The sequence below is a fragment of the Acidocella aluminiidurans genome, from assembly GCF_055383125.1.
Window position 1 is genome coordinate 3,540,713 of sequence record NZ_AP031589.1, and the last position, 22,708, is coordinate 3,563,420.

A 22,708-nucleotide genomic window follows, 5' to 3' on the forward strand; every position below is an offset into this window, starting at 1 on the left:
GGCACGCGAGGCGCGGCATGCCCGTGCGCGTTTAGCTCTTGGCTGGCCAGGGGGTTTCCGGCACCGGCGTCAGTGGGCCTTCACCGGCGAACCAGGAGCGGACATTATCGATCACCAGCTCGGCCATCAGCCGGCGGGTCATCTCGGTGGCGCTGCCAATATGCGGGGCGAGCACGATATGCGCCATCTCCCGCAGCGCCTGCGGCACGTTCGGCTCACCCTCGAACACGTCCAGCCCGGCGCTGAGAATGGTCCGGTTTCGTAGCGCTGCGATCAGCGCCTCCTGGTCCACCACCGAACCACGGGCGACATTGATCAGAATGCCGCGCGGCCCGAGCGCCTCCAGCACCTTCGCATTCACCGCGTGATGGGTGGACGCACCGCCCGGCATCACCAGGATCAACGTATCCACCGCCGCCGCCAGCCCCTCCAGCGTGGGATGATACTCATAGGCCAGGCCTTCGCGCGGCGTGCGGGTGTGATAGGCGATCGGCCGGCCGAACCCGTCCAGCCGCTTGGCGATGGTCAGCCCGATCCGCCCCAGCCCGGCAATGCCGATCGAGCGGTCGCGCAGCGAGGCGCTGAGCGGAAAGCGCGCGCTTGCCCATTGTCCGCCGCGCACATAGGCATCCGCCTGCGGCAGCTGCCGGATGGTGGCGAGCAGCAATGCGACGGTGAAATCCGCCACCTCGTCATTCAGCACATCCGGCGTATGGGTGACGATGACGCCCCTGGCGGCGGCGGCATGAGCATCCACCGAATCATAGCCGACCCCGTAATTCGAGATGAGCCGCAGCTTCGGCAGGGCGGCGATCAGCGCCGCATCGGTCTTCTCACGCCCCCAGGTGACGATGGCCTCGATCTCCTTGCCATGCGCCGCCACCAGGCTGGCAAGCGACTCGTCATGGCTGCTGAAGACCTCGAAATCGCGGGCCAGCGCCTCTTCCACCCGGCGCTCCATCCCGCCAATGCTCAAAATCTTGCTGCGCGCGCTCATTTTTATTCACCCCGTCCAGATCTGCGTTTGTCCAGACGCGTGAACCGCCGCGCCCGGTTCCACCATAGCCAGAGGAAAATCCAAGAAAACCCGTGCCTTGCTGGGCTCAGGCATGAGTTTTTGAGGGCCATCCCCGGCGCCTTCCGCGATTCCGGAAATTAGTTGGTAGGCTCATGAGTTTTTCGCGGAGAGGCGTGCAGATTTTTGCGGTGCGTTTTCACAAGAATGTGTTAATTATTTGTCGACTCGCAACGATTCGCGCCTGGGTTGTGGCAAAGCCAAAAGCGCCGCGTGGCGAGTAGAGTTTCAGCTTCATTGAACGAAAGCCGAGGGGCTGGGCGGGTGCGCCGCTTCTCTGAGAGGGGAGATCATGTCGATTTTGGGCGAGACTCAAAGCCGAACGGATACAACCGAACGCCGGCGCAGCGCCCGTCAGCCGACCCTGAACCGGGCCAAGCTGGTCTATGGCATGACCAGCCAGGCGGTGGTGGATTGCATGGTGCGCGACCTCTCCGAAGGCGGGGCCAAGGTGGAAACCGCGGTGATGATGCCGGTACCGGATTACCTGACCCTGCGCATCGATGGCCGCGCCCCGCGCCGGGTACGCCGCTGCTGGGCGCGCGGTGTGGCGATCGGCCTGGAATATCTTAACGAGCCAGCGGAGTAAGGCTGGCGCGTTCAATTTGACGGTCCTTAGACTAGAAACAGGCTGGTGCCGGGTGAGGGATTTGAACCCCCGACCTTCGGTTTACAAAACCGCTGCACTACCACTGTGCTAACCCGGCCCACAGCGCCAGCCTCTACTTGAATTCCCAGGCGGCGGCAACCGGGCTTTACAGCCCCAGCATGTCCCGGAAGCGATACCACCAGGAGCCGGCGACCGTCAGCGGCACCCGCAGATGCCGGCCGCCGGGGAAGGGAAAATAGGGCAAGCCGGCGAAAACATCGAAGCGCTGCGATTCGCCGCTGACCGCCTCCGCCAGCAGGCGCGCCAGCAGATGCGTCGTCGTCACCCCATGGCCGCTATCGCCGTGGGAGAAATACACATTCGGCGCCAGCCGGCCGATTTGCGGAAAGCGGGTCAGGGTGAGGGCGAAATTGCCGCTCCAGGCGAAATCCACCCGCGCATCCTTCAGATTCGGGAAGGTTTTGTGCATCAGCGGCAGGATTTTCGCCCGCACGCTGGCCGGGTCCTGCCCGCCATAGACGATGCCGCCACCATAGAGAATGCGGTTATCCGCGGTGCGGCGGAAATAATCGAGGATATAGTTGCAATCCTCTACGCACATATCGGTGGGCAGCAGCTCGGCGGCCAGCGCCCCCAGCGGCTCGGTGGCCAGAACCTGGGTGGAGACCGGCATGATCCGCGTCTCCAGCGCCGGCAGCACGCCTTGCAGATAGGCATTGCCGCAGACCAGCACGGTCTTTGCCGTCACCTCGCCATGGGCGGTCTTGACCCGCACCAGATCGCCGAATGTCACCCCGGTCACGGGTGAGCCCTCATGGATCACCGCCCCCAGCGCTTCCGCCGCCGCCGCCTCGCCCTGCACCAGATTCAGCGGGTGCAGATGCCCGCCATGATGGTCGATCAGCCCGCCAACATAGCGCTGCGATTTCAGATGGGTCTGCAAGCCGGTCTGGTCGAGCAGCTCGAACCCGTCCTGATAGCCGAAGCTCTCCCAGATTTTCACATGATGCGCGAGGCCGCGCAGCTGGGACTGGGTGAGGGCGGCGAAAATTCCGCCCGGCTTCAGGTCGCAATCGATCTGATAGCGCGCGACGCGCTCGCGGATAATATCCCCGCCCTCGCGCGCCATGCCGGCGATCTTGCGCCCGGCGGCGACCCCGTAGCGCTGCGCGATCACGTCCAGATCCCGCGAATAGCCATTGACGATCTGCCCGCCATTGCGCCCGGAGGCGCCAAAGCCGATCCGCACGGCTTCCAGCAGCACCACCTGGCGGCCGCGCTGGGCCAGCTCCAGGGCGGCGTTCACCCCGGTGAAGCCGCCGCCGATGATGCAGATCTCGGCCGCGATGGCGCCTTCCAGGGCCGGCCGGGCATCCTGGCGGTTGGCGCTGGCGGCGTAATAGGAGGCGATGTGATCATTCATGTCTGTCTGGTCCCATCAACATAAGGGCGAAGATCGCGCCGAGCACGGTCATGGTGATCACCATCAGCCGGATGCGGTAGGCGGATATACGGGCCTGGGCCAGGGCGTGCTGGCGCATATGGGTGGTGGCGGCGGCGATGCGGGCGGGCAGCGGGGCGCTGCCCTGGGTGGCGATGGCGGCGGTATCTGCATCCACCGCCTGCGGCAATGAAGCCAGGGCGGCCTGCTGCGCCGCCGGCGTCGGGGCCGCCAGCACCGCATCCAGCGCCGCCTGCTGATGGATCACGTCCACCAGCGGGGCAGGGATGGAGAAACTCGCGAAACTGCCGATCAGCCCCGGAAACAGGAAACAGCACAGCATGAAGCCGATGCGGGAAGCGGAGACCTTGCGCGCCATTTCCCAGGAATCGGATTAAATCCGCTTTATGTCAAATGACAGCGCCGAGGCAGCCGGAGCAGAAGTTTTTGGAGGGCGGAGGCGCCATTCCATCGTCGCGCAGCGGCGATGGAATGGCGTCGGAGGGGTGGGGCGTTTTTTCAAAAACACCCCACGTCTTCCTGCTCCTAGAGCCTTCAGCTTTTAGCTGAAGGCTCTAGCTTTCGGTTTGGCGAGCAATTTCATGTGTTTAAGTTGCCGCTGGCGCGTCAACCTAAACACATATTGCTCTAGGCCGCCGCGATCTGCGGCGACGGCGTTTTCCCGGCCGGGGGCGGCTCGTCCAGATTGGCTTTCAGCGCCTCCAGCAGCGCCTGGCGGAGCTGGTAGAGCTTGCGCTCATTCTCCACCTTCATGCCGAACACATCCTTCACATAGAACACGTCCACCGCCCGCACCCCGTAGGTGGTGACATGGGCGGAGGCGATCTGCAGCCCTTGCTCGGAAATCGCGGCGGTGACGTCGTGCAGCAGGCCTGGCCGGTCGCGCCCGTTGACCTCGATCACGGTGTGCCGGTTGGAGGCGCGGTTATCCACCACCACGCGCGGCGGCACATGGATGGCGCGCATTCGCCCGGGGATCAGGCTCTTGGTCGCCTTGCGGATTTCCGCCGCCAGCTTGAGCCGCCCGGTCAGCGCTTGCTCGATGACGCTGGAGAGGCGGGCCAGCCGGCTCGGCGTTTCAAACGGGCCGCCATTGGCGTCCTGGATCCAGAACGTATCCAGCGCCATGCCGTCGGTCAGGGTATGGATGCGCGCATCGACGATCGAGGCGCCGGCAATCGCCAAGGCGCCGGCGATGCGCGAGAACAGCCCGGCATGGTCGGCGGTGTAGACCACGATCTCGGTCACCGCCCGGGCGGGCAGCGGCTCGGTCTGGATGGTCAGCGGGGCGTTGCGGGTCTTGGCGTCGCGGATCATCCGGCCGTGGCGCTCGATGCTTTCCGGGTCGAAGCCCAGCCAATAGCTGGGATAGCCAAGCGAGAGAAACTCCTCGCGCTCATCCGCCGGCCAATCCGCCAGCAGCGTGCCCACCACCTCTTTCACCCGCGCGATACGCGTATCGCGCTCGGTGGTGGAGAGCCCGCCTTCCAGCACCTCGGCGACGCGGGCGTAAAGCTCGCGCAGCAAGGTGGCCTTCCAGCCATTCCAGACCTTCGGCGAGACGGCGCGGATATCGGACACGGTGAGAATCTGCAGCAGCCGCAGCCGCTCCGGCGACTGGATGGTGTCGGCCAGATCCAGGATGGTCTTGGGGTCGTCGATATCGCGGGAGAAGGCGGTCTGGCTCAGCAGCAGATGGTGCAGCACCAGCCAGGAGACCATCTCGGTCTCTTCCTGGTCCAGCCCCAAAGCCGGGCAGATGGTCAGCGCCAGCTCCGCGCCGAGCACGGAATGGTCGCCGCCGCGGCCCTTGGCAATGTCATGCAGCAGCACCGCGACATAAAGCGCGCGACGGGACTGGATCTGGCTGACCAGCTCGGTGGAGAGCGGCGCGATCTCCTTGAGCTTGCCGTTTTCCAGATTATTGAGGTTGCGCACCGCCTGCACGGTATGCACATCCACCGTATAGACATGGTAGGTGTCGAACTGCATCTGCCCGACGATGCGCCGCCAATCCGGCATGTAGCGGCCGAGGATGCCGCTTTCATTGAGGATGGTCAGCCATTCGGCGGAGTCGCAGGTTTCGCGCTCATCATCCTCGCCGCAGAGCAGGTTGAGGAACAGCCCGGCGGCCTTCTTGTCGCCGCGCAGCTCCGCGCCGATGCCGGCATGGCGGATGAGGGTGCGCTTGGCGAGCGGATGCAGCGCCAGCCCGCGGTCGCGCGCCTCGATCAGGATGCGGAAGATCGAGGTCGGGTCGGTGGCGGGGTCATGGCCGGGGGCGAAGAGGATCTGCCCATCCGCCAGCACGAAGCCCTTGGCGATCAGCGAGGCATCGGTGGTGGGTGCGATGGCCGGCGCGCCCAGGGCGGCGCGGATGAGGGCGGGTTCCAGCACGCCGGTGACGCGCGCGACTTCCCGCACCACCAGAAAATAATGCCGCATGAAGCGCTCGACGCCATCCTGGCGGCCATGGCGGGTATAGCCCATGCGGGCGCCGACCACCGGCTGCAGATCGAAGGTGAGGCGCTCCTCGGCGCGGCCGGCGACGTAATGCAGGTGAAAACGCACCGTCCAGAGATATTCCCAGGCCCGCTTGCAGGCCCGCGCCTCGGTGGTGGTGAGAATGCCGCCGCCGGGGCTCTCCTTGCCGACCAGCTCCGACATCGCGAAGGTGTTGAAGACATAGCGCGAGAGCCAGTAGAGCGTCTGCAGATCGCGCAGCCCGCCTTTGCCTTCCTTCACATTCGGCTCGACCATGAAGGGGGTGTCGCCGAAGCGTTTATGCCGGGCGGCGCGCTCGGCCTGTTTCTCGTGGATATAGTCGCCCGGCCCCTCGGCCAGGCAATCGGCGCGAAAGGCGGTCTGGAAATCCGCGAACAGCGCGCGGTCGCCGGTGAGGCAGCGCGCATCCAGCATCGAGGTGCGGATGGTGACATCCGCCTTCGCCTCGGCCAGGCATTCGCTGACGGTGCGGGTGGCGTGGCCGACCTTCAGCCCCAGATCCCACAGCATATAGAGAATGAATTCCACCGCCTTGTTCATCGAGGCGGAAGGGGTGCCGCCAGTGAGGAAGAGCAGGTCGATATCCGAGAACGGCGCCAGGGTGGCGCGGCCATAGCCGCCGGTGGCCGCCATCGCCAGCCGGTCTTTCGGGCCGGGCGGGAGCATCCGCAGCGTGTAGGCGAACAGGGCGCTGACCAGCTGATCCATCAGCTGCGCGTGCAGGCGCGAGGCCTGCAGCCCGTTCAGCCCTTCATTTTCAAAGCGCGTCTGCACATGGGTTTGGATGCGCGCGAGCTGGCGGCGCAGCGCGGCCAGGGCGTCGTCGCGCAGAGGCAGGGTCTCGGCCGCGAGCTGGGCGGCGAGGGCGGCGGCGATATCGGGCTGTTTCCTGGCTTCAGGCATGTCGAACAAGCTAGAACAAACCTCGGCTGGTTGGAATTCAAGAGACACGGGTCAGGCCGCATTTTCCGCGGAGCGGTTGCGGATTTGCTGCACATCCTCGCGCAGACGGTAAAGCAGGGTGAGCGCCTCTCGCGGGGAGAGTGCATCGGGGTCGATCGCGGTTAGTTTATCCAACAGCGCCTCGGCGGCGGGAGGCTCTGCCGGGGGCAGGCTGGAGTCGGGCAGATTGGCGAATAAAGGTAAAGGCGCGGTTGCGTTTTGCTGGCGCTCGGCGGCCTTCAGCAGGGTGTCCGCCCGGCGCAGCACCGGCTCGGGCACCCCGGCCAGCTTCGCCACATGCACACCCCAGCTCTTCTGCGCCGCGCCTTCGACCACTTCGTGCATAAACACCACCTCGCCCCGGAACTCCTTCACCCGCATGGTGTGCGCCGCAAGGCGCGGCAAGGCGTCCGCCACTTGTACTAACTCATGGAAATGTGAAGCAAATATGGCGCGGCAGCGATTTTGGTTATGCAGGCTCTCCAAAACCGCCTGGGCGATGGCCAGGCCGTCGCGGGTGCCGGTGCCACGGCCGATCTCATCGACGATGACAAAGCTCTTCGGCCCGGCCTGATGCAGGATGGCGGCGGTCTCGGTCATTTCCACCATGAAGGTGGAGCGGCCGGAGGCGAGATCGTCCGAGGCGCCGACGCGCGAGAACAGCCGGTCGACCAGCCCGAGCCGCATCGCCTCGGCCGGCACCGGCAGGCCGGATTGGGCCAGGATCACCAGCAGCGCGTTCTGGCGCAGGAAGGTGGATTTACCCGCCATGTTGGGGCCGGTGAGCAGCATCAGCCGCTGCGGGGCGAGGGTGCAGCCATTGGGAATGAAGCTGGTGCCGGGCGGCAGGGCGGCTTCCACCACCGGATGCCGCCCGGCGGTGATGCTGAAGGCTTCATCGTCCGAGAGGGCGGGGCGGCAGAAGCGCCCGGCCTCGTAAAGCTGGGCGGCACCTTGCAGCACATCGGCCAGGGCCAGCGCGGCGGCGCAGGCGGCGAGCGGCTCGGCGGCTTCCAGCACCTGGGCCACCAGCCAGTTGAACACCACCCGCTCGCGCGCCCCGGCGCGCGCGGCGGCCTCGGTGATGCGCCGGTCGAGGTCTGAGAGTTCCGGATGGGTGAAACGCGCGCCATTGGCCATGCCCTGGCGCAGCTGCAATTCCGGAAAAGCGCGCAGGCCCTCCACCGCCCCGGCGGGCGCTTCCAGCACATAGCCGAGCTGGGCGTGATGCTTGATTTTCAGCGACGCGACCTTGTAGCGCTGCGCCAGCTCGCTCTGGAATTCGGCGATGATCCGGCGGGTATCGTCGCGCAGCGCCCGTTCGGCATCCAGCTCGCCATCGAAACCGGGCGCGATCGCGGCACCCTCATCCAGCCGCATCGGGGCGGGTTCGGCCAGGGCCGCGCGCAGCGTGGCCAGCAGCTCCGGCGCGGGGTTGAGGGCGTGCGCGGCCTCATCCAGCAGCGCCACGCCGGGGGGCAGCAGCGGGCGCAGCGCCTCGGCGGCGGCCAGCCCGCCGCGTATGGCGGCAAGGTCGCGCGGGCTGGCCCGGCCGAGCGTGATCCGGCCCAAGGCGCGGGCCATGTCCGGCGTGCCGCGCAGAGCGGCGCGGATGGCCTCGGCCTGGCCGGAATCGGCGATCGCCAGCCAGCCGAGCTGGCGGGCCTGCAAGATATCTAGCCGGCAGAGCGGGGCGGTGAGCCAATGCGCCAGCAGCCGCGCCCCGGCCGGGCTGACGGTGCGCTTGATGGCGCCGAGCAGGCTGCCGGCCTCGCTGCCGCCGCGTGCACTGGCCAGCTCCAGGCTGGCGCGGGTGGCGGCATCCATGGCCAGCTGCCCGGCGCGCCCGGCGCTGACCGGGCGCGAGAGGCGCGGTGTGGCGCCCATCTGGGTCGCTTCGATATAGGCCAGCACGAAACGGGCGGCGAGCGCCTCGGCCCCGGAGAAATCCCCGAACGCATCCAGGCTGGCGGCGCCGAAGCGCTGGGCGAGCTCGCGCGCCGCGGCCTCGGCGTTGGCGGGCAGATGCAGCGCCATGCGCCGGGTTTCCACCCGCCGCGCCGCATAGGTGCCGAGCGGAATTTCCTCGGAGGCCAGAATCTCCGCCGGGTCCAGCCGTCCGAGGATGGCGGCCAGCCCGTCCGCGCCAGCCTGCTCGGTCTCGAACTGGCCGGTGGAAATATCCGCCCAGGCCAGGCCAAACACGCCCTCATGGGCGACGATGGCGGCGCAGAAATTCGCCCGCCCGGCCTCCAGCAGCGCCTCTTCGGTGAGCGTGCCCGGTGTCACCAGCCGCACCACGCCGCGCTTGAGCGGCCCCTTGGCGCCGCGCGCCTTGGCCTGGGCCGGGTCTTCCAGCTGTTCGACGATGGCGACCCGAAAGCCGCGCCGGATCAGCCGGGCCAGATAGGTCTCGGCCTGGCTCACCGGCACGCCGCACATCGCAATCGGCTCGTCTTGATAGGTGCCGCGCGCGGTCAGCGCGATGTCCAGCGCCGCACTCGCCGCCTGGGCGTCGGCGAAGAACAGCTCGTAGAAATCCCCCATGCGGAAAAACAGCAGGGAGTCCTCGTGCTGCGCCTTGATGGCGAACCATTGCGCCATCGCCGGCGACGCACCCGTAGCTTCCTTCATGGCCGCGCATTTAGCCATCCTGGCGGGCTCAGGCCAAGAGCCAAGAGCGCGCAGCCGCCCTTCGGCTTCAGTACATCGCGTGGCGCGGCGGGCTGGCGCGCCGGGGGGGCGGCGCGTCGCGCAGCAAGGCGGCGATGCGCGCCGCGTCCATCGGCTTGTGGAACAGGAAGCCCTGCGCCTGGGTGCAGCCATAGCTGCGCAGGATTTCCGCCTGTTCCGCGGTTTCCACCCCTTCGGCGGTCACCGCCATGTTCATATTCTCCGCCAGCCCGATGATCGCCAGGATGATCGAGCTGTCGGCCTTCTCGGTCGCGGTTTCACCGGGCCGGCCGGGGCCGTGGTGCGGGTTGCCGAGATCGCGCACGAAGGAGCCGTCGATCTTCAGCTTGCTGAACGGGAAGCGGCGCAGATAGGAGAGCGAGGAATAGCCGGTGCCGAAATCGTCCAGCGCGATGCGCACGCCATGCTCGTGCAGCTGGCAGAGCGCCTGCTCGGTCGGGCTGCCGACTTCCAGGATCGTGCTCTCCACCACCTCCAGCTCCAGCCGTTCAGGGGGCAGCTCATGTTCGGCCAGCACGTTGAGAATGCTCTGGACGAGGCGCTGTGCCCCGCTGGGCGAGGGGGAGAGATTGACCGCGACGCTGATATGGGCCGGCCAGGTGGCGACGGCGGCGCAGGCCTGGCGCAGCACGAATTCGCCGATTTCCTCGATCAGCCCGAACTCCTCGGCGATCGGGATGAAGCGCCCGGGCGGAATTTCGCCTTGCTCGGCATGCCGCCAGCGCACCAGCGCCTCGGCGCTGATGATCTGGCCGCTATTGAGATCCACGATCGGCTGATAGGCGACGCTCAACTCCTGGCGCGCCAGCGCCTGGCGCAGCGCCATATGCATCGCCCGCTTGGCGCGGATCATGTCGTCCATGCCCTGGTCGAAGATGCGCACGATGCCCCGCCCATCGGACTTGGCGCGGTAGAGGGCCAGATCGGCGCTTTTCATCAGCGCGGTCGGGTTGTCGCCATCGCGCGGGGCATTGGCGATGCCGATGGAAACGCCGATCTGCAGCGCCTGCCCGTCGAACCGGAACGGGCGCATGATCCGCTCGATGATGCGGTTGGCGATCGACTGCGCCTCGTTTTCGTCGCTGGTCATCACCAGGATGGCGAATTCATCGCCGCCGAGCCGGGCCGCGATGTCGAAATCCCGGATGCAGCCGCGCAGCCGCTCGGCCACCGCCACCAGCACCGCATCGCCGGTGGCATGGCCGAGCGAATCATTGATCATCTTGAAATTGTCGAGGTCGAGGCAGAGCAGCGCGAAGCCGGAATTGGCGGCATTCTCGCAGCATTGATGCAGCACCTCGGAGAACAGCATGCGGTTGGCGAGCTTGGTCAGGCTGTCATGCCGGGCGAGGAAGGAGATATGCTCCTGCTGGCGGCGCTGGCCGGTAATGTCCGAGCCCACACCGTGATAGCCGCCAAAGCGCCCATGCTTGTCCAGGATCGGCTTGCCGGTGAGCGACCAGTAGCGCAGCTCGTTCTCGATCATCACCGGGATCACCAGATCGCGGAAAGGCGAGCGCTCGGCGATGGCGCGCCGCAGCCGTTCGACCGACGATCCGGGCGGGGCGTCGCGCAAGGCGCCCTCGCCCAGAATCGCCTCGGGGAACGGGCCGGTTAGGGCCTCGGCCGGCCGGCGCGCCACCTGAACCAAACGCTGGCTCACCTGCTGCAGCTCCATCTGGGCGTTGGTCTCCCAAAGCCAGTCGGAGGCGCTTTCCTCGAAATCGCGCAACAGCAGGCGGATGACCTCGGTATTCTCCTCCAGCCGGATGGCGCTGATGGCGCGCTCATTCGTGCGGCGATTGAGGAAAAAAATGCAGAAGCCGGTGAGGGTGACGAAGGCCAGCAGATCCACCACCGCGAATAGATTGGCTTGGTGAGAGACGATCATGGTGGCGGTGATGCCGATGGAAACCGGCAGCCAGTAGGCAAAGGCGCATAGGGCCGGCGAGACCACCACCGGGGTGGCGAGGCAGCCGGTCATGATCGCGTAAAGCAGGCAAAGCTGCCAGGGGCCAGCCTCGCGCACCACCACCAGCAACAGCGCCGACCAGAAACAGCCCAGCAGGAACAGCAGGCGCGCCATCCGGCCGATATAGGCGTCGGCACTCATCTGGGTCGGCTGCTCACGTTGCAGCCAGGCCCGGGCATTGAACAGAATGGCGATATAGCAGACGCCCGCGCCGAGGATCGCGGCGCTGCGGCCCACGAGCTGGGGCGCATGCAGGAAATCGAAGAAAATCAGCGCGATGGTGTTGAGCCCCAGCACCGCGATGGCGCTGATCACATAGCTGAAATCCTTGGCCTGATCGAGCATGAGCCGCTCGCGCAGGTCCTCCGGGAGTTGCGTGCCCAGGATATAGTTAACAGCCGCCATGCCATTGCGCGCGAACTGTCGAAAAAATGCGGGTAGCACCAGTATTTTTGGAAAAACTTCGGTCGAGTCGCTCATCTCCGGAAAAACGCTCGCCTTTCATGCGACGCAAAAAACACGAATTGACACGTCGGACGCGCACAACTTTACGTACAGTCTTTTTTTGGAAAACGCTATCTTTAATTGATGATTTGCAAAGGGCAGAATTTTTTCGCCCAAGTAATTTATGGCTGCGCCGCGAGGTTGTAAATTGCCAATCTGCCCGGCAATTCCTCACGTTTTCGTGGGTATTTATAGTTAGAAAAAATAACCTCGCCTGTCCGGAATTTAAGATATCGGGTAGAAAACGCTCCCTGTTCAACCGTCGCGCCATCGCCGGGTCTGGGTGCGAAAGATGGCTTGCCAAAACGATGTCCAGGCGCGCGCGCGGCGCGCAAATCATGCGGCGGAGAGGGGGCGGCGATAGGTTGCCAACGAGATTGTGAACGCGGATCGGCCTCGCATTAACGGTTTTTTGTCGCCCCTGCGCCCAGCGTCGGGCCAAGGAGAAGGCTGGATGCCAGACGCGCCCCCGACCGACGCCGAATCGCGCCGATGATCGCGGCCCTGCTCACCGGCCTTGCCGGCACCTGCTGTTTCGCGGCTTTCGTCTGGGGGGTGCGGTGGCATTTCGAGCAGGCGGGCGGGATGCGACGCGGCATGCGGGGCGTCAGCTTGTTGAGCTTGCTGGGGCTGGCGATCTTCTGGTGGCGGCTCTGCGTCTGCCCATTATTCGCCTGGCCGGTCGCGCTGGGGCTGTTCGCCGCCGCGCTGGCGCTGTTCCACGCCGCGGTGCGGGCCAGCCGCGGCGCCCGGCTGCATCTGGCATTCGATCCGCAGGCGCCGCATTGCCTGTTGCGGCACGGGCCATATCGCCTCGTCCGCCATCCGTTCTACCTGGCTTATATGCTGTTCTGGCTGGGCACGGCCCTGGCGGCGCGGGGGCTGGCGGGGTGGATCGTGCCGGTTCTGCTCAGCGCGCTCTATGTCGCCGCGGCGCGGGGCGAGGAGCGCCGGTTTGACGACTCCGCGCTGGCGGACGCCTACGCCGCCTATCGCACGCGCGCCGGCATGTTCTGGCCGCTGCGGCGGGGCTGAGCCGCGCGGCGCCAATGCAAAAAGCCCGGCAAGGTGCCGGGCTGTCTGCCGTCTCGAAAAGAACCGAGGGGGATTAGCCCTGGCGCGCCTTCATGCGCGGGTTCTTCTTGTTGATCACGTAAACCCGGCCATGGCGGCGGACAACGCGGCAGTTCTTGTCGCGAAGCTTCGCGGACTTGAGGGAATTGCGGATCTTCATCAGAGGTCTCGGCTAAAAAATTGAAACAAGTTGGGGGCGCCCTATGCCAAGCCAGCGCCGCTCTGTCAACCGCAAGACCGCCACGCCTCGCGGCCGCCGCCGGAAGCTCGACGAAAAATCTGGAAAATGCCGGCTATTCCTGGTTTCATCAAAAGGTCATTCGCCTTCCGGGCGCTCTCCCTGTTGATAGGGGGTTTAAGGGTGGCCCGCCCCGCCCCGAGTCTCAGGAGCTTATGCGCTATGAAGATCAGTTTCGTCGTTCCGGCCTATAATGAGCAAGCCCTGCTGGGCCGCTCGCTGCTGGCGATCCGCGAGGAAATCGCGCGGGCCGGCCTGAAATTGGGCGAGGAGGCGGAGATCATCGTCGTCAACAATGCCAGCACCGACAATACCCGCGCGGTGGCGTTGGCGGTGGAGGGGGTGCGGGTGGTGGACGAGCCGCGCAAGGGGCTGGTGCAGGCGCGCTGGAGCGGGTTTGAGAATTCCACCGGCGAACTGATCGCCAATATCGACGCCGATACCGTGATCCCGGAAGGCTGGCTCGCGGAAGTGCTGCGCCAGTTTGGCCGCTCCGAGGCGCTGGTCGGGCTCTCCGGCCCGTATGTGTATTACGGCGTGCCGCGGAAGGTGAATGTCGTCGTCGCCTGCTATTACCGGCTCGCCTGGCTGGCCTATGTGTTCAATCATTACGTGCTGAATATCGGCGCCATGCTCCAGGGCGGCAATTTCGTGGTCAAGCGCGAGGCGATGCTCAAGCTCGGCAACCCGGATCTGCGCTTCTCCTTCTATGGCGAGGATACCGATATGGCCAACCGCCTCTCCAAGGTCGGCACGGTGAAATTCACCTTCCGCCTGCCGGCGCAATCCTCCGGCCGGCGGCTGGTGGGGGAGGGGGTGTTCACCATCGGGCTGCGCTATACGATGAATTTCTTCTGGGCGACCTTCCGCAAGAAGCCCTTCACCGAGGAATGGCAGGATATCCGCGAGGCTTGAGACGAAAAACGCCCGCAAGGGCGTTTTTTTTTGGCCGCGCGGGCGGTTTCAGCTCTCCTGAAAGGCCGGGGCGGCGCGTTTCGCCGGCCTGGCGTCGAGCAGCGGCTGCGGGGCGGCCAGGAAGCGGCGGCAGGTGAGGAACCAGAGGGCGAAGAGCAGGTTTTCCAGCCGGGTGCGCCGGCGCAGGCGCGGGCAGCGCAAGGCGGTGAGGCGCTGTGCCAGCCCGCCATGCAGCCCGGCGCGCAGCACCGCCAGATCCTGCCGGGCCATCGGCGTCAGCTTGGCCTCCTGCTTGGCCAGCGCGTCGGCATGGCGCTGCATCATCGTCATGAACACGACCGGGCCGCGCCGCAGCGCCGCCAGCGCGCGCTGATACAGCGGCTGCGCCCGGCCGATCAGATTACTCTTATGCAGACGATAGAGCACTTGCGGGCGCTCATCGAACAGGATCCGTCCGCCGCAGGCGGAGACGACGATATAGCTCCACCAATCATGCACCGTGCCGTTCGGTTCGCTGGCGGTGGCGACCAGGGCGGCGGCGGCGGCGTTGAGCACCAGCGTGTTGCCGTTGGCGATATTCTGGGTCAGGCAGGCGGGAAAGCCCGGCGCGCCGGTATGCGAGGCGGAGAGGGTGGCGTTACGCAGCGATTCATCCACCCGATATTGGCGGGCGCAATAAAGGGCAGGCACCTCTTCCGCCTGGGACAGGATTTCCAGCGCGCAATGCAGTTTCTCCGGCAGCCAGACATCGTCCTGGTCGGCGAAGGCCAGCGCCATCGCGCCGAGATTTTCCCGCAGCAAGGTGAGAAAGCTGGAAAACGCCCCGAGATGCGGGCCGGAAGAGGGCGATTCCACGCAACGCTCGGCCCCGACCCGCGCCGCGAAGGCCCGCATGATGGCGACGGTCTCGTCGGTCGAGCCATCGTCGCGCCAATGCAGCACCCAATGCTCATGAGTCTGCGAGAGGAAGCTGTTCAGCTGTGCGGGCAGGAACGCCGCCCCGTTGAAGGTGGAGAGCAGAATGGCGACACCCGCATTGCGGAACGCGCTCGCCGGAGCATTAACCGAAGCAGGGGTCATGTCTCAAGCTTTCCTTCCATTCCCGCGAATGGGTAACGCGGCGGCGGCGGTAAACGAAAGTCAGAAGCCGCGCCTGATTGTTGGTATACGTATTTATGCGCCGGGAACGCAACGCCTGTTTGCATACTCAACGTGTGCTGCAAGAACGTTTCGATCCTAGCGTGTATCCGGCGGCGCCTCAAGCGGCGGCGATGCGGCTCTGCGATGTATTTTTCAAGCGATTTCAAGTTTTTACGAAGACGATGCCGGGTCAGGCTCAATATAAATGGGCCTAGAGCATCAAGCTTTTAGCTTGATGCTCTAGATTTTGTTTTAGCGAGCAATTTCATGTGTTTGTTTTGACGCTGGCGCGTCAACCTAAACACATATTGCTCTAGCTCTCGGCCGTCAGCAGGTCAGTGACCACACTTGGCAGGGTGGCGCGCCAGTCCGGCAGCCGGACCCCGAACACGGCCTCCAGCTTGGTATTATCCAGCCGGGAATCGGGCGGGCGGCGGGTCGGCGTCGGCCAGTCGGCGGTGGCGATGGGCTGCACCTCCGGCGGCTGATAGCCCTGCTTGGCGGCTTCCGCGAAAATCGCGCTGGCAAAGCCGTGCCATGTGGTCTCGCCATTGCCGGTGGCGTGATAGATGCCGCGATAGGCCGGCTGCCAGCCCGTCGCTTCGATCTTGTCGGCGATCGCCAGGATCGCGTCGGCCAGATCGCCGGCGGCGGTCGGTGTGCCGCGCTGATCGGCGACGACGCGCAGCACCGGCATCTTGCGCCCGGCATTGATCATGGTGCGGGCGAAATTCTTGCCATGGGCGGAATAGACCCAGGCGGTGCGCAGAATGACCGCCTTGGCCGGGGTGGCGAGGATCGCCGCCTCGCCATCGCGCTTGGTGGCGCCATACACGCCGGTCGGACCGGTCGGGTCGGTCTCGACATAAGGCGCGCCCTTGTCGCCATCGAAGACGTAATCGGTGGAGACATGGATGAAGGGGATGTCCGCCTTGGCGCAAAGCTCGGCCAGCGCCAGCGGGCCGGTATGGTTGCCGGCTTTGGCCGCCTCCTGGTCGGTCTCGGCCTTGTCCACCGCGGTATAGGCGGCGGCGTTGATGACCAGGCTGGGTTTGGCCGCGTCGAACGCCGCCGCGATGGTCGCCGGCTGCTCGAAATCGAATTCAGGCCGCTTCACCGCGGTGAAAGCCACCCCACGCGCGGCGAGGCGCTTGGCCAGCGCATCGCCCAACTGCCCGGAGGCGCCGGTGATCAGGATCATGCGTAGGTGAACCAGTGATCATTCGGGTTGAAGGCGGGCGCCTCCTTGTCCTTGTCGGAGAGCACCACGCCCTCGGCGGGCACTGGCCAGTCGATCGCCAAAGTCGGGTCGTTCCAGATCACCGCGCGCTCGGAGGCTTTGTCGTAATCGCCGGTGACCTTGTAGATCACCTCGGTATTCTCAACGAGGGTGACGAAGCCGTGCAGGAAGCCGCCGGGCACCCAGATCTGGGTCCAGTTCTCCTCCGAGATTTCCGCCCCAACCCATTTGCCATAGGTCGGCGAGCCCTGGCGGATATCCACCGCCACATCCCAGATGGCGCCGCGTATCACCCGCACCAGCTTGCCCTGCACGAAAGGCTGGGCCTGGCAATGCAGGCCGCGCAGCGTGCCCTTCTGGGCGGAGAAGCTCTGATTATCCTGGACGAAATGTTCGTCGAACCCCTGGGCCTTGAGCTTGGCGGCACTCCAGGTCTCGGAGAAGAACCCCCGATTATCGCCGAATTTCGGCGGGGTGATCAGCTTGACCTCGGGAATGGCGAGTGATTCGATCTTCATCAGTGATGCACCCCGTCGGCGATGTTCAGGAGAATGCGACCAAGCTCGGTCTTGTGGATCTTCTTGGCCTGTTCGCGCAGCTGCTCGGCATTGATGAAACCCATGCGGAACGCGACCTCTTCCGGGCTGCCGACCAGATTGCCCTGGCGGTCCTGGATGGTCTGCACGAAGGTGGCGGCCTGCAGCAGGCTGTCGGGCGTGCCGGCATCCAGCCAGGCGGTGCCGCGGCCGAGCCGGTCCACCTTCAGCGTGCCTTCCTGTAGATACATGTTGTTGAGATCGGTGATTTCCAGCTCGCCGCGCGGCGAGGGCTTCACCTTCTTGGCCAGCTCGGTGACGCGCTTGTCGTAGAAATAGAGGCCGGTGACGGCCCAGTTGGATTCAGGTTCGGTCGGTTTTTCGACGATATTGATCGCCTTGCCGTCGGAATCGAAGCTGACGACGCCATAGCGCTCCGGATCGCGGACCTGATAGGCGAACACCGTCGCCCCTTCCGGCCGCGCCCCGGCGGCGCGCAGCAAGGTGGAGAGATGGTCGCCATGGATCAGGTTATCGCCCAGCGCCAGGGCGCAGGCCTCGCCATCGATCCATTTCTCGCCGATCAGGAAGGCCTGGGCCAACCCGTCCGGGCTGGGCTGTTCGGCATAGGCGATGCGGATGCCAAGATGCGCGCCGTCATGGAACAAACGCTGGAATTGCGGCAGGTCCTGCGGGGTGGAGATGATCAGCACCTCCTGGATACCCGCCAGCATCAGCGTGCAGAGCGGGTAATAGATCATCGGCTTGTCGAACACCGGCAGCAGCTGCTTGGAGCTGGCCTGGGTGATCGGGTGCAGCCGCGTGCCGGAACCGCCGGCGAGGATGATGCCCTTTTTGATCATGGGATATGCCTACTAAGAGAGGAAAAGGGCAGGATCAGGCGGCGGCGCCGAGGCGCTTGCCGGAATATTTCTTCGCACGGATGCCTTCCCACCAGGGGCGGTTATCCAGATACCAGCCGATGGTGGCCTCCAGCCCGCGCTCGAAATCATGCGCGGCGGTCCAGTTCAGGGCCCGCTCGGCGCTGCTCGGGTCGATCTCGTAGCGATTATCGTGGCCGGGGCGGTCGGTGACATAGGTGATCAGCCGCTCGCGTGCCCCATTCGGGCTCGGCAGCTTCTTGTCCAGCACCGCGCAGATCGCTTTCACCACGTCGATATTCTTGCGCGGCTGGCGCGCCCCGATGCAGTAGGTCGCGCCCGGAATGCCGGTGGTCACCACTTTCAGCAGCGCCTCGGCATGGTCGTCCACGAACAGCCAGTCGCGGGTGTTCAGCCCCGCGCCATAGACCGGCAGCGGCTTCTCCTCGATGGCGTTCAGCGTCACCAGTGGGATCAGCTTCTCCGGGAACTGCCATTTGCCGTAATTATTGGTGGTGTTGGAGACGATCACCGGCAGGCCATAAGTATGCATCCAGGCGCGGGCGAGATGGTCCGAGGCCGCCTTGGAAGAGGAATAGGGGCTGCGCGGGTCGTAAGGGGTGTGCTCGTTGAAGGGCGGGTCGTTATCTTCCAGCGCGCCGAACACCTCGTCCGTGGAAATGTGATGGAAGCGGAAGCGCTCCTTCTTCTCGCCCGAAAGTGTGGCGAAATATTCACGCGCCGCTTCCAGCATCACGAAGGTGCCGGTGACGTTGGTTTCCACAAAAGCGGCCGGGCCGTCGATCGAACGGTCGACATGGCTCTCGGCGGCCAGATGCATCACCGCATCCGGCTGGTGCTGCGCGAAGGCGGCGCGGATGCCGGCGGCGTCGCAGATATCCTGCTTCAGCAGCAGGTGATTCGGATTGCGTCCCGCATCCTCCAGCGCATCTTCCGAGGCGGCGTAGGTCATCTTGTCGATATTGACGATCTCGTGCCCTTCCTGGCGGATCGCCCGGCGCACAACGGCGGAGCCGATAAAGCCACAACCGCCGGTCAACAAGATTTTCATACGCACTCCGATCGTTTCGTGAAGAACCGCAAGCAGTACAATCAGACCTTCCGGCGTCTGGCAACAGGCGCCGCCGGTTTCTTTTTCGCACGTGCGAACTGCCCGGCGAGCTGGGTGCGATAGGCCGCCTGCGCCGCCAGCGCCTCCGGCGGCAGGTGCAGCCGGGCTGCCGCCAGCGCGTGCAGCCGCTCGATTTCACCCAGATGCGCGGCATGATCCAGCCTCGCGGTGACGCCGCCTTGATGCCGGCGGTGGGTATTCAAGGGCGTGGCGATGAAGGCGACGCGCCCGGCCTGGCCGGCCAGCAGCTCCAGATAGAGCCGCCAATCCCCGGCCAGGGTCCAGCCTTCCAGATCCGGCACCGCGTCCAGCGCCCGCAACAGCGCCTCACGCCGCCACAAAACCGCGCTGACATTGGGAATGAGGTTACGCAAGCTTAAGAATTTCGTCGCAAACGCGCCGGCTTCCCAGCTGCCGCTTTCCGCCAGCCCGCGCTCGCCGGACTGGAAATAATAGCCCTGATAGCTGGACATGGTCTCCTGTCCGGTCTCATCCACGGCGCGGCTGTCGGTGAAGGCCAGCAGCGTGTCCTCATCGCGCCCCAGCGCCTCGGCCAGCTGCGCCAGGAAGCCAGGGTGCGCGGCATCATCCGCCTCGCAGAGCCAGACATAATCGCCCTGCGCCGCCTGCGCCGCCTTGCGCCATTGCGCGAAGACCGAGCCGGAATTGCGCTCATTCACCAGCAGCCGGATGTCACGCCCGGCTTCGTCGGCGCTTGCCTGCGCCACCGCCAGGCTGTCATCGCGGGAGGCATCGTCCAGCAGCAGGATCTCCTGCACCGGATAGGTCTGCTCGAAGATGCTGGCGAGACGCTCAGGCAAATATCGGGCGTAATTATAGTTCAGCACCACGGCGCTGATGCGCTTGAGCCCCGGGGCAGCCAGGCCGAGCAGCCTGTCCACATAGGACGGAAAATCGAACCGGCGCGCCGCCATCCGCGCCAGGCGCGGGCGCAGCGCGGTCAGCGCCTTATGGTCGAGCAGGCGCTCCAGCCCGGCCTGGTAATCCTCCAGATCCCCGGCCCTGGCGACATAGCCGGCCGCCTCTGCGCGCAACAGCTCCGGGATGCCGCCACTTTCATCGAAGGCGACACAGGGCACGCCGCAGGCCAGCGCCTCCATCACCACAGTCGGCAGCGGGTCCTCGCGCGAGGTCAGGGCCAGCACGTCGGCGGCGGCGAAATAGCCGGCCACCTTGTCGGTGAAGGGGATGTGGGTGAAGCGCCCTTGCGCCTGAAGGGCCGCCATCTCCGGTTCGAGATAGGTTTTCAGCTTGAACTCGATATCGCCGACCCAGATGAAGCGCACATCCGCGCGCTTGCCCGCCAGCTTGCGGGCCAGCTGCAGAAACAGATCGAAGCCCTTGCGGATATGCGCGAAACCGGCGCCCAGGATCAGGAAGTCCCGCGCGCCCAGCCCGAGCGCGGCGCGCATCTCGGCGCGGGCCTGCGGGTCGGGGCGCAGGCTCTGGTAATTGCCTTGCGCCAGCACCGCCTCGTTGCCGCCGTCCAGCCCCACCGCGGCGCGGAATTTATCCGCGACGAAGGTGGAGGAGAACACCAGATGCGCCGCCGCCGCCCCGCCGAGGCGCGCCTGGATTTCCAGATTATATTCCTTCAACAGCTGCGGCAGCTCATGGATCAGCAGCACGCTCTCGATATTGCGCGCCGCGGCCCAGGGCACCACCCGCGCCGCGGCGGCGGAATTGACGATGGCATGGCGCAGCCCCATGCGCCGATACTGGTCCAGATGATGGCCGATGATCGTCTTGTCGTAGGCGACCGTCACCTCCGCCACCTCGTAATAGCGTGCCAGCAGCGGGCCGACGCCCAGCAGCAGCAGATGCACCTTCAGCCCCCATTGGCGCTTCAACTGGCCGGCGATGTGCAATAGCAGCAGCTGCGCCCCATGCGCCTGGGCATCATGCCCGACCAGCAGGATGCCGGCGGCAAGGTCCCCCGCCTCACGCTCGACGATGGCGCGTGCTGTGGCGTTCAGGAAGGCCGCGCCGGCATGGATGTCCGGCTCCAGAAACGCGCCCTCCGCCCATTCATTCCAAGCATTCACGCAGATCAGCGTCTCGCCGTAGAAAGAATGATCGGCGGCGTAGGAGATCAGCTTCTCCAGCCAGTCCTGGTAGAGAGCCGGGGTGGCGTTGTGCAGCGCCAGCCCCTTGCCCTCGCGGCGCGGGTCATTGTCCCAGCCGGGCACGATGGTCTTGATCAGCGGATAATCCGGCACCGGCAGGGCCAGCGAGGTGCGGGCCAGATCCGCGTAATCATGCACGGTGGCGATGAAATCCGGGTCCAGCAGGTCGAGCTTGTCATTGATCCGGGCGGTGGCCTGGCTGAGCTTGTGCGGCGGAAACTCCACCGCCCCGTCCAGCCCGTAAGGTGTGGGATCGTAATCATCGCCCAGGCTCTGCGCCATGATCAGCAGCGGGCGCTCGCCGTGATTGGCCTCGAAAATCCGCCGCCAACGGCGGATGCGCGCCACCGCGTCCGGGATCAGATTGGCGCGGTAGATCATCAGAAGCGGCCGGCCCTCGATGCGGATATGGCGCGAATCGGCGAATAGCCGCGCGAAGCTCGCCACCAGCGCCTCGTCATCCTCCTCCAGATATTCCTGCGCGATCAGCACCTCGCGCTCCATCCCGTCCCAGCGGCGGGTCCAGTTCTCGTTCGCCCACATCGCGCAGAAGGAAAAATCCAGCGACGGGTCGGCGAGGAACTGCTCCAGCGGCTTTTCCAGCAGCCGGTGGCGGTTGAACCAGTAATAATAGAACACGAAGCCCGACAGCCCGGCGGCCTTGGCCATCTCCACCTGGCGCTTCAGCGTCGCCGGATCATCCAGCGAATAATGGCCGAGATCGCGCGGCACGCGCGGCTGCACATGGCCGACGAAGCGCGGCATGGCGCGGCCGAGATTGGTCCAGTCGGTAAAGCCCTTGCCCCACCAACTGTCATTCTCCGCGACGCGGTGGAACTGCGGCAGATAGAAGGCCAGCAGCCTGGCTTTGCGCGCGGCATGGGCGGGAGCCGGGCTGAATTCCTCGAAAAACGGGGCAGGGCGGGTGGCGCGGCGGATGGCGGCGGGGATCAGCCCTTCCTGCTCCGGGCGCCGGGGCAGGAAGATGCCGCTTTCCTGGTTGGCCAGATAATGCAGCAGCGGATTCTGCCCCTGCAGATATTTCCCGTAGCGGCCAAGATAGAATTTGATGTCGAACTCCGGCGAGGGGTCGCGCTCCTCCGCCACGCCGAAAGCCAGGAAATGCTCGAACGGGTCCGCCCCGCCTTCCGCCACATCGCGATTCTGGTCGAGATACCAGGCGCCGTCGAACACCGGCAGCGGGTTGACCTGGCCCAGCGTGCGCCGGCGCAGGAAATGGTTGAGGCAGGAGGTCTCCAGCGTCAGCTCATAGGTGCGGCGATACCAGGCGGTGAAGAAATAGGGGCAGGGGTCGCGCCCCTCGGCCTCGCCGGCGGAGATGTAATGCAGCAGCGGGTTGCCGCCATTCGCGGCGACATCCGGGTAGCGCTCCAGATACCATTGCGGGTGGAAATACGGGTTGGGCCGCGCCCCGGCGTGCCAGCCCTGCGTGCAGAAATGCACCAACCCGTCGCCGCCCTGCGCCGCCGCCTCGGGATGCGCCGCCAGATACCAGGCGGAGAGGAACAGGCCGCTCTGGCGGATGATGTCGATTTCAACCTGCGAAGGTGCGTCCACGGTCTGCCCTCTGTCTGCGGCATATCATGCCCGGGGGGCAAAATCCTGTCGATGCCCGGGCCC

16 protein-coding genes and 1 tRNA gene are annotated in these 22,708 nt (G+C 65.6%); 3 read left to right on the plus strand and 14 right to left on the minus strand.

Annotated elements, in window-relative coordinates:
* Positions 1-31 precede the first annotated feature (31 nt).
* Complete coding sequence (locus ACZ46S_RS17460) at positions 32-997, minus strand: 2-hydroxyacid dehydrogenase (RefSeq protein ID WP_464062769.1); 966 nt, start codon at positions 995-997, stop codon at positions 32-34.
* Between the two features lie 370 nt (positions 998-1,367).
* Between ACZ46S_RS17460 and ACZ46S_RS17465 the strand changes: the two genes are divergently transcribed.
* Positions 1,368-1,664 (plus strand): PilZ domain-containing protein, encoded by a 297-nt coding sequence (locus ACZ46S_RS17465; protein WP_464062770.1) that lies wholly within the window; start codon positions 1,368-1,370, stop codon positions 1,662-1,664.
* Positions 1,665-1,707: 43 nt separating this feature from the next.
* Here the strand turns inward: ACZ46S_RS17465 and ACZ46S_RS17470 are convergent.
* The 6 genes from ACZ46S_RS17470 to ACZ46S_RS17495 all read right to left on the minus strand — a co-directional run bounded on the left by ACZ46S_RS17470 (position 1,708) and on the right by ACZ46S_RS17495 (position 11,665).
* Positions 1,708-1,782: transfer RNA gene (locus ACZ46S_RS17470), tRNA-Thr, on the minus strand.
* Positions 1,783-1,830: 48 nt separating this feature from the next.
* Positions 1,831-3,108, minus strand: coding sequence for an NAD(P)/FAD-dependent oxidoreductase (locus ACZ46S_RS17475; RefSeq protein WP_464062771.1), 1,278 nt, complete (start codon positions 3,106-3,108; stop codon positions 1,831-1,833).
* Positions 3,101-3,505, minus strand: coding sequence for a hypothetical protein (locus tag ACZ46S_RS17480; RefSeq protein ID WP_464062772.1), 405 nt, complete (start codon positions 3,503-3,505; stop codon positions 3,101-3,103). The genes ACZ46S_RS17475 and ACZ46S_RS17480 overlap by 8 nt, the downstream gene beginning before the upstream one ends.
* Before the next feature lie 269 nt (positions 3,506-3,774).
* On the minus strand, positions 3,775-6,555 hold the full coding sequence (locus tag ACZ46S_RS17485; RefSeq protein WP_295739150.1) for a [protein-PII] uridylyltransferase: 2,781 nt from the start codon (positions 6,553-6,555) through the stop codon (positions 3,775-3,777).
* A gap of 51 nt (positions 6,556-6,606) precedes the next feature.
* A complete protein-coding gene (gene mutS, locus ACZ46S_RS17490) occupies positions 6,607-9,228 on the minus strand; it encodes a DNA mismatch repair protein MutS (protein WP_464062773.1) in 2,622 nt (873 codons plus the stop codon).
* Positions 9,229-9,295: 67 nt separating this feature from the next.
* The gene (locus ACZ46S_RS17495) at positions 9,296-11,665 is read right to left on the minus strand and encodes a putative bifunctional diguanylate cyclase/phosphodiesterase (protein WP_464062774.1); all 2,370 of its coding nucleotides are present in this window, start codon (positions 11,663-11,665) and stop codon (positions 9,296-9,298) included.
* Between the two features lie 591 nt (positions 11,666-12,256).
* Between ACZ46S_RS17495 and ACZ46S_RS17500 the strand changes: the two genes are divergently transcribed.
* The gene (locus tag ACZ46S_RS17500; RefSeq protein WP_464062775.1) at positions 12,257-12,799 is read left to right on the plus strand and encodes a methyltransferase family protein; all 543 of its coding nucleotides are present in this window, start codon (positions 12,257-12,259) and stop codon (positions 12,797-12,799) included.
* Between the two features lie 73 nt (positions 12,800-12,872).
* On the opposite strand, the gene ykgO is transcribed toward ACZ46S_RS17500, so the two are convergent.
* A complete protein-coding gene (gene ykgO, locus ACZ46S_RS17505; RefSeq protein WP_008492157.1) occupies positions 12,873-12,998 on the minus strand; it encodes a type B 50S ribosomal protein L36 in 126 nt (41 codons plus the stop codon).
* Between the two features lie 240 nt (positions 12,999-13,238).
* Between ykgO and ACZ46S_RS17510 the strand changes: the two genes are divergently transcribed.
* Entirely contained in the window at positions 13,239-13,991 is a 753-nt protein-coding gene (locus ACZ46S_RS17510; RefSeq protein WP_295739161.1) for a glycosyltransferase family 2 protein, read from the plus strand.
* Between the two features lie 48 nt (positions 13,992-14,039).
* On the opposite strand, the gene ACZ46S_RS17515 is transcribed toward ACZ46S_RS17510, so the two are convergent.
* The 6 genes from ACZ46S_RS17515 to ACZ46S_RS17540 all read right to left on the minus strand — a co-directional run bounded on the left by ACZ46S_RS17515 (position 14,040) and on the right by ACZ46S_RS17540 (position 22,645).
* Entirely contained in the window at positions 14,040-15,071 is a 1,032-nt protein-coding gene (locus tag ACZ46S_RS17515; protein ID WP_464062776.1) for a glycosyltransferase, read from the minus strand.
* Between the two features lie 373 nt (positions 15,072-15,444).
* Positions 15,445-16,332: a dTDP-4-dehydrorhamnose reductase gene (gene rfbD, locus ACZ46S_RS17520; RefSeq protein WP_464062777.1), complete on the minus strand. Its 888-nt coding sequence runs from the start codon at positions 16,330-16,332 to the stop codon at positions 15,445-15,447.
* Positions 16,329-16,889: a dTDP-4-dehydrorhamnose 3,5-epimerase gene (gene rfbC / locus ACZ46S_RS17525; RefSeq protein WP_464062778.1), complete on the minus strand. Its 561-nt coding sequence runs from the start codon at positions 16,887-16,889 to the stop codon at positions 16,329-16,331. The genes rfbD and rfbC overlap by 4 nt, the downstream gene beginning before the upstream one ends.
* On the minus strand, positions 16,889-17,770 hold the full coding sequence (gene rfbA / locus ACZ46S_RS17530) for a glucose-1-phosphate thymidylyltransferase RfbA (RefSeq protein ID WP_295739169.1): 882 nt from the start codon (positions 17,768-17,770) through the stop codon (positions 16,889-16,891). The genes rfbC and rfbA overlap by 1 nt, the downstream gene beginning before the upstream one ends.
* A 34-nt stretch (positions 17,771-17,804) precedes the next feature.
* Positions 17,805-18,860 (minus strand): dTDP-glucose 4,6-dehydratase, encoded by a 1,056-nt coding sequence (gene rfbB, locus ACZ46S_RS17535; protein ID WP_464062779.1) that lies wholly within the window; start codon positions 18,858-18,860, stop codon positions 17,805-17,807.
* 41 nt (positions 18,861-18,901) lie between these two features.
* Positions 18,902-22,645: a glycoside hydrolase family 99-like domain-containing protein gene (locus ACZ46S_RS17540; protein WP_464062780.1), complete on the minus strand. Its 3,744-nt coding sequence runs from the start codon at positions 22,643-22,645 to the stop codon at positions 18,902-18,904.
* Positions 22,646-22,708: the final 63 nt, after the last annotated feature.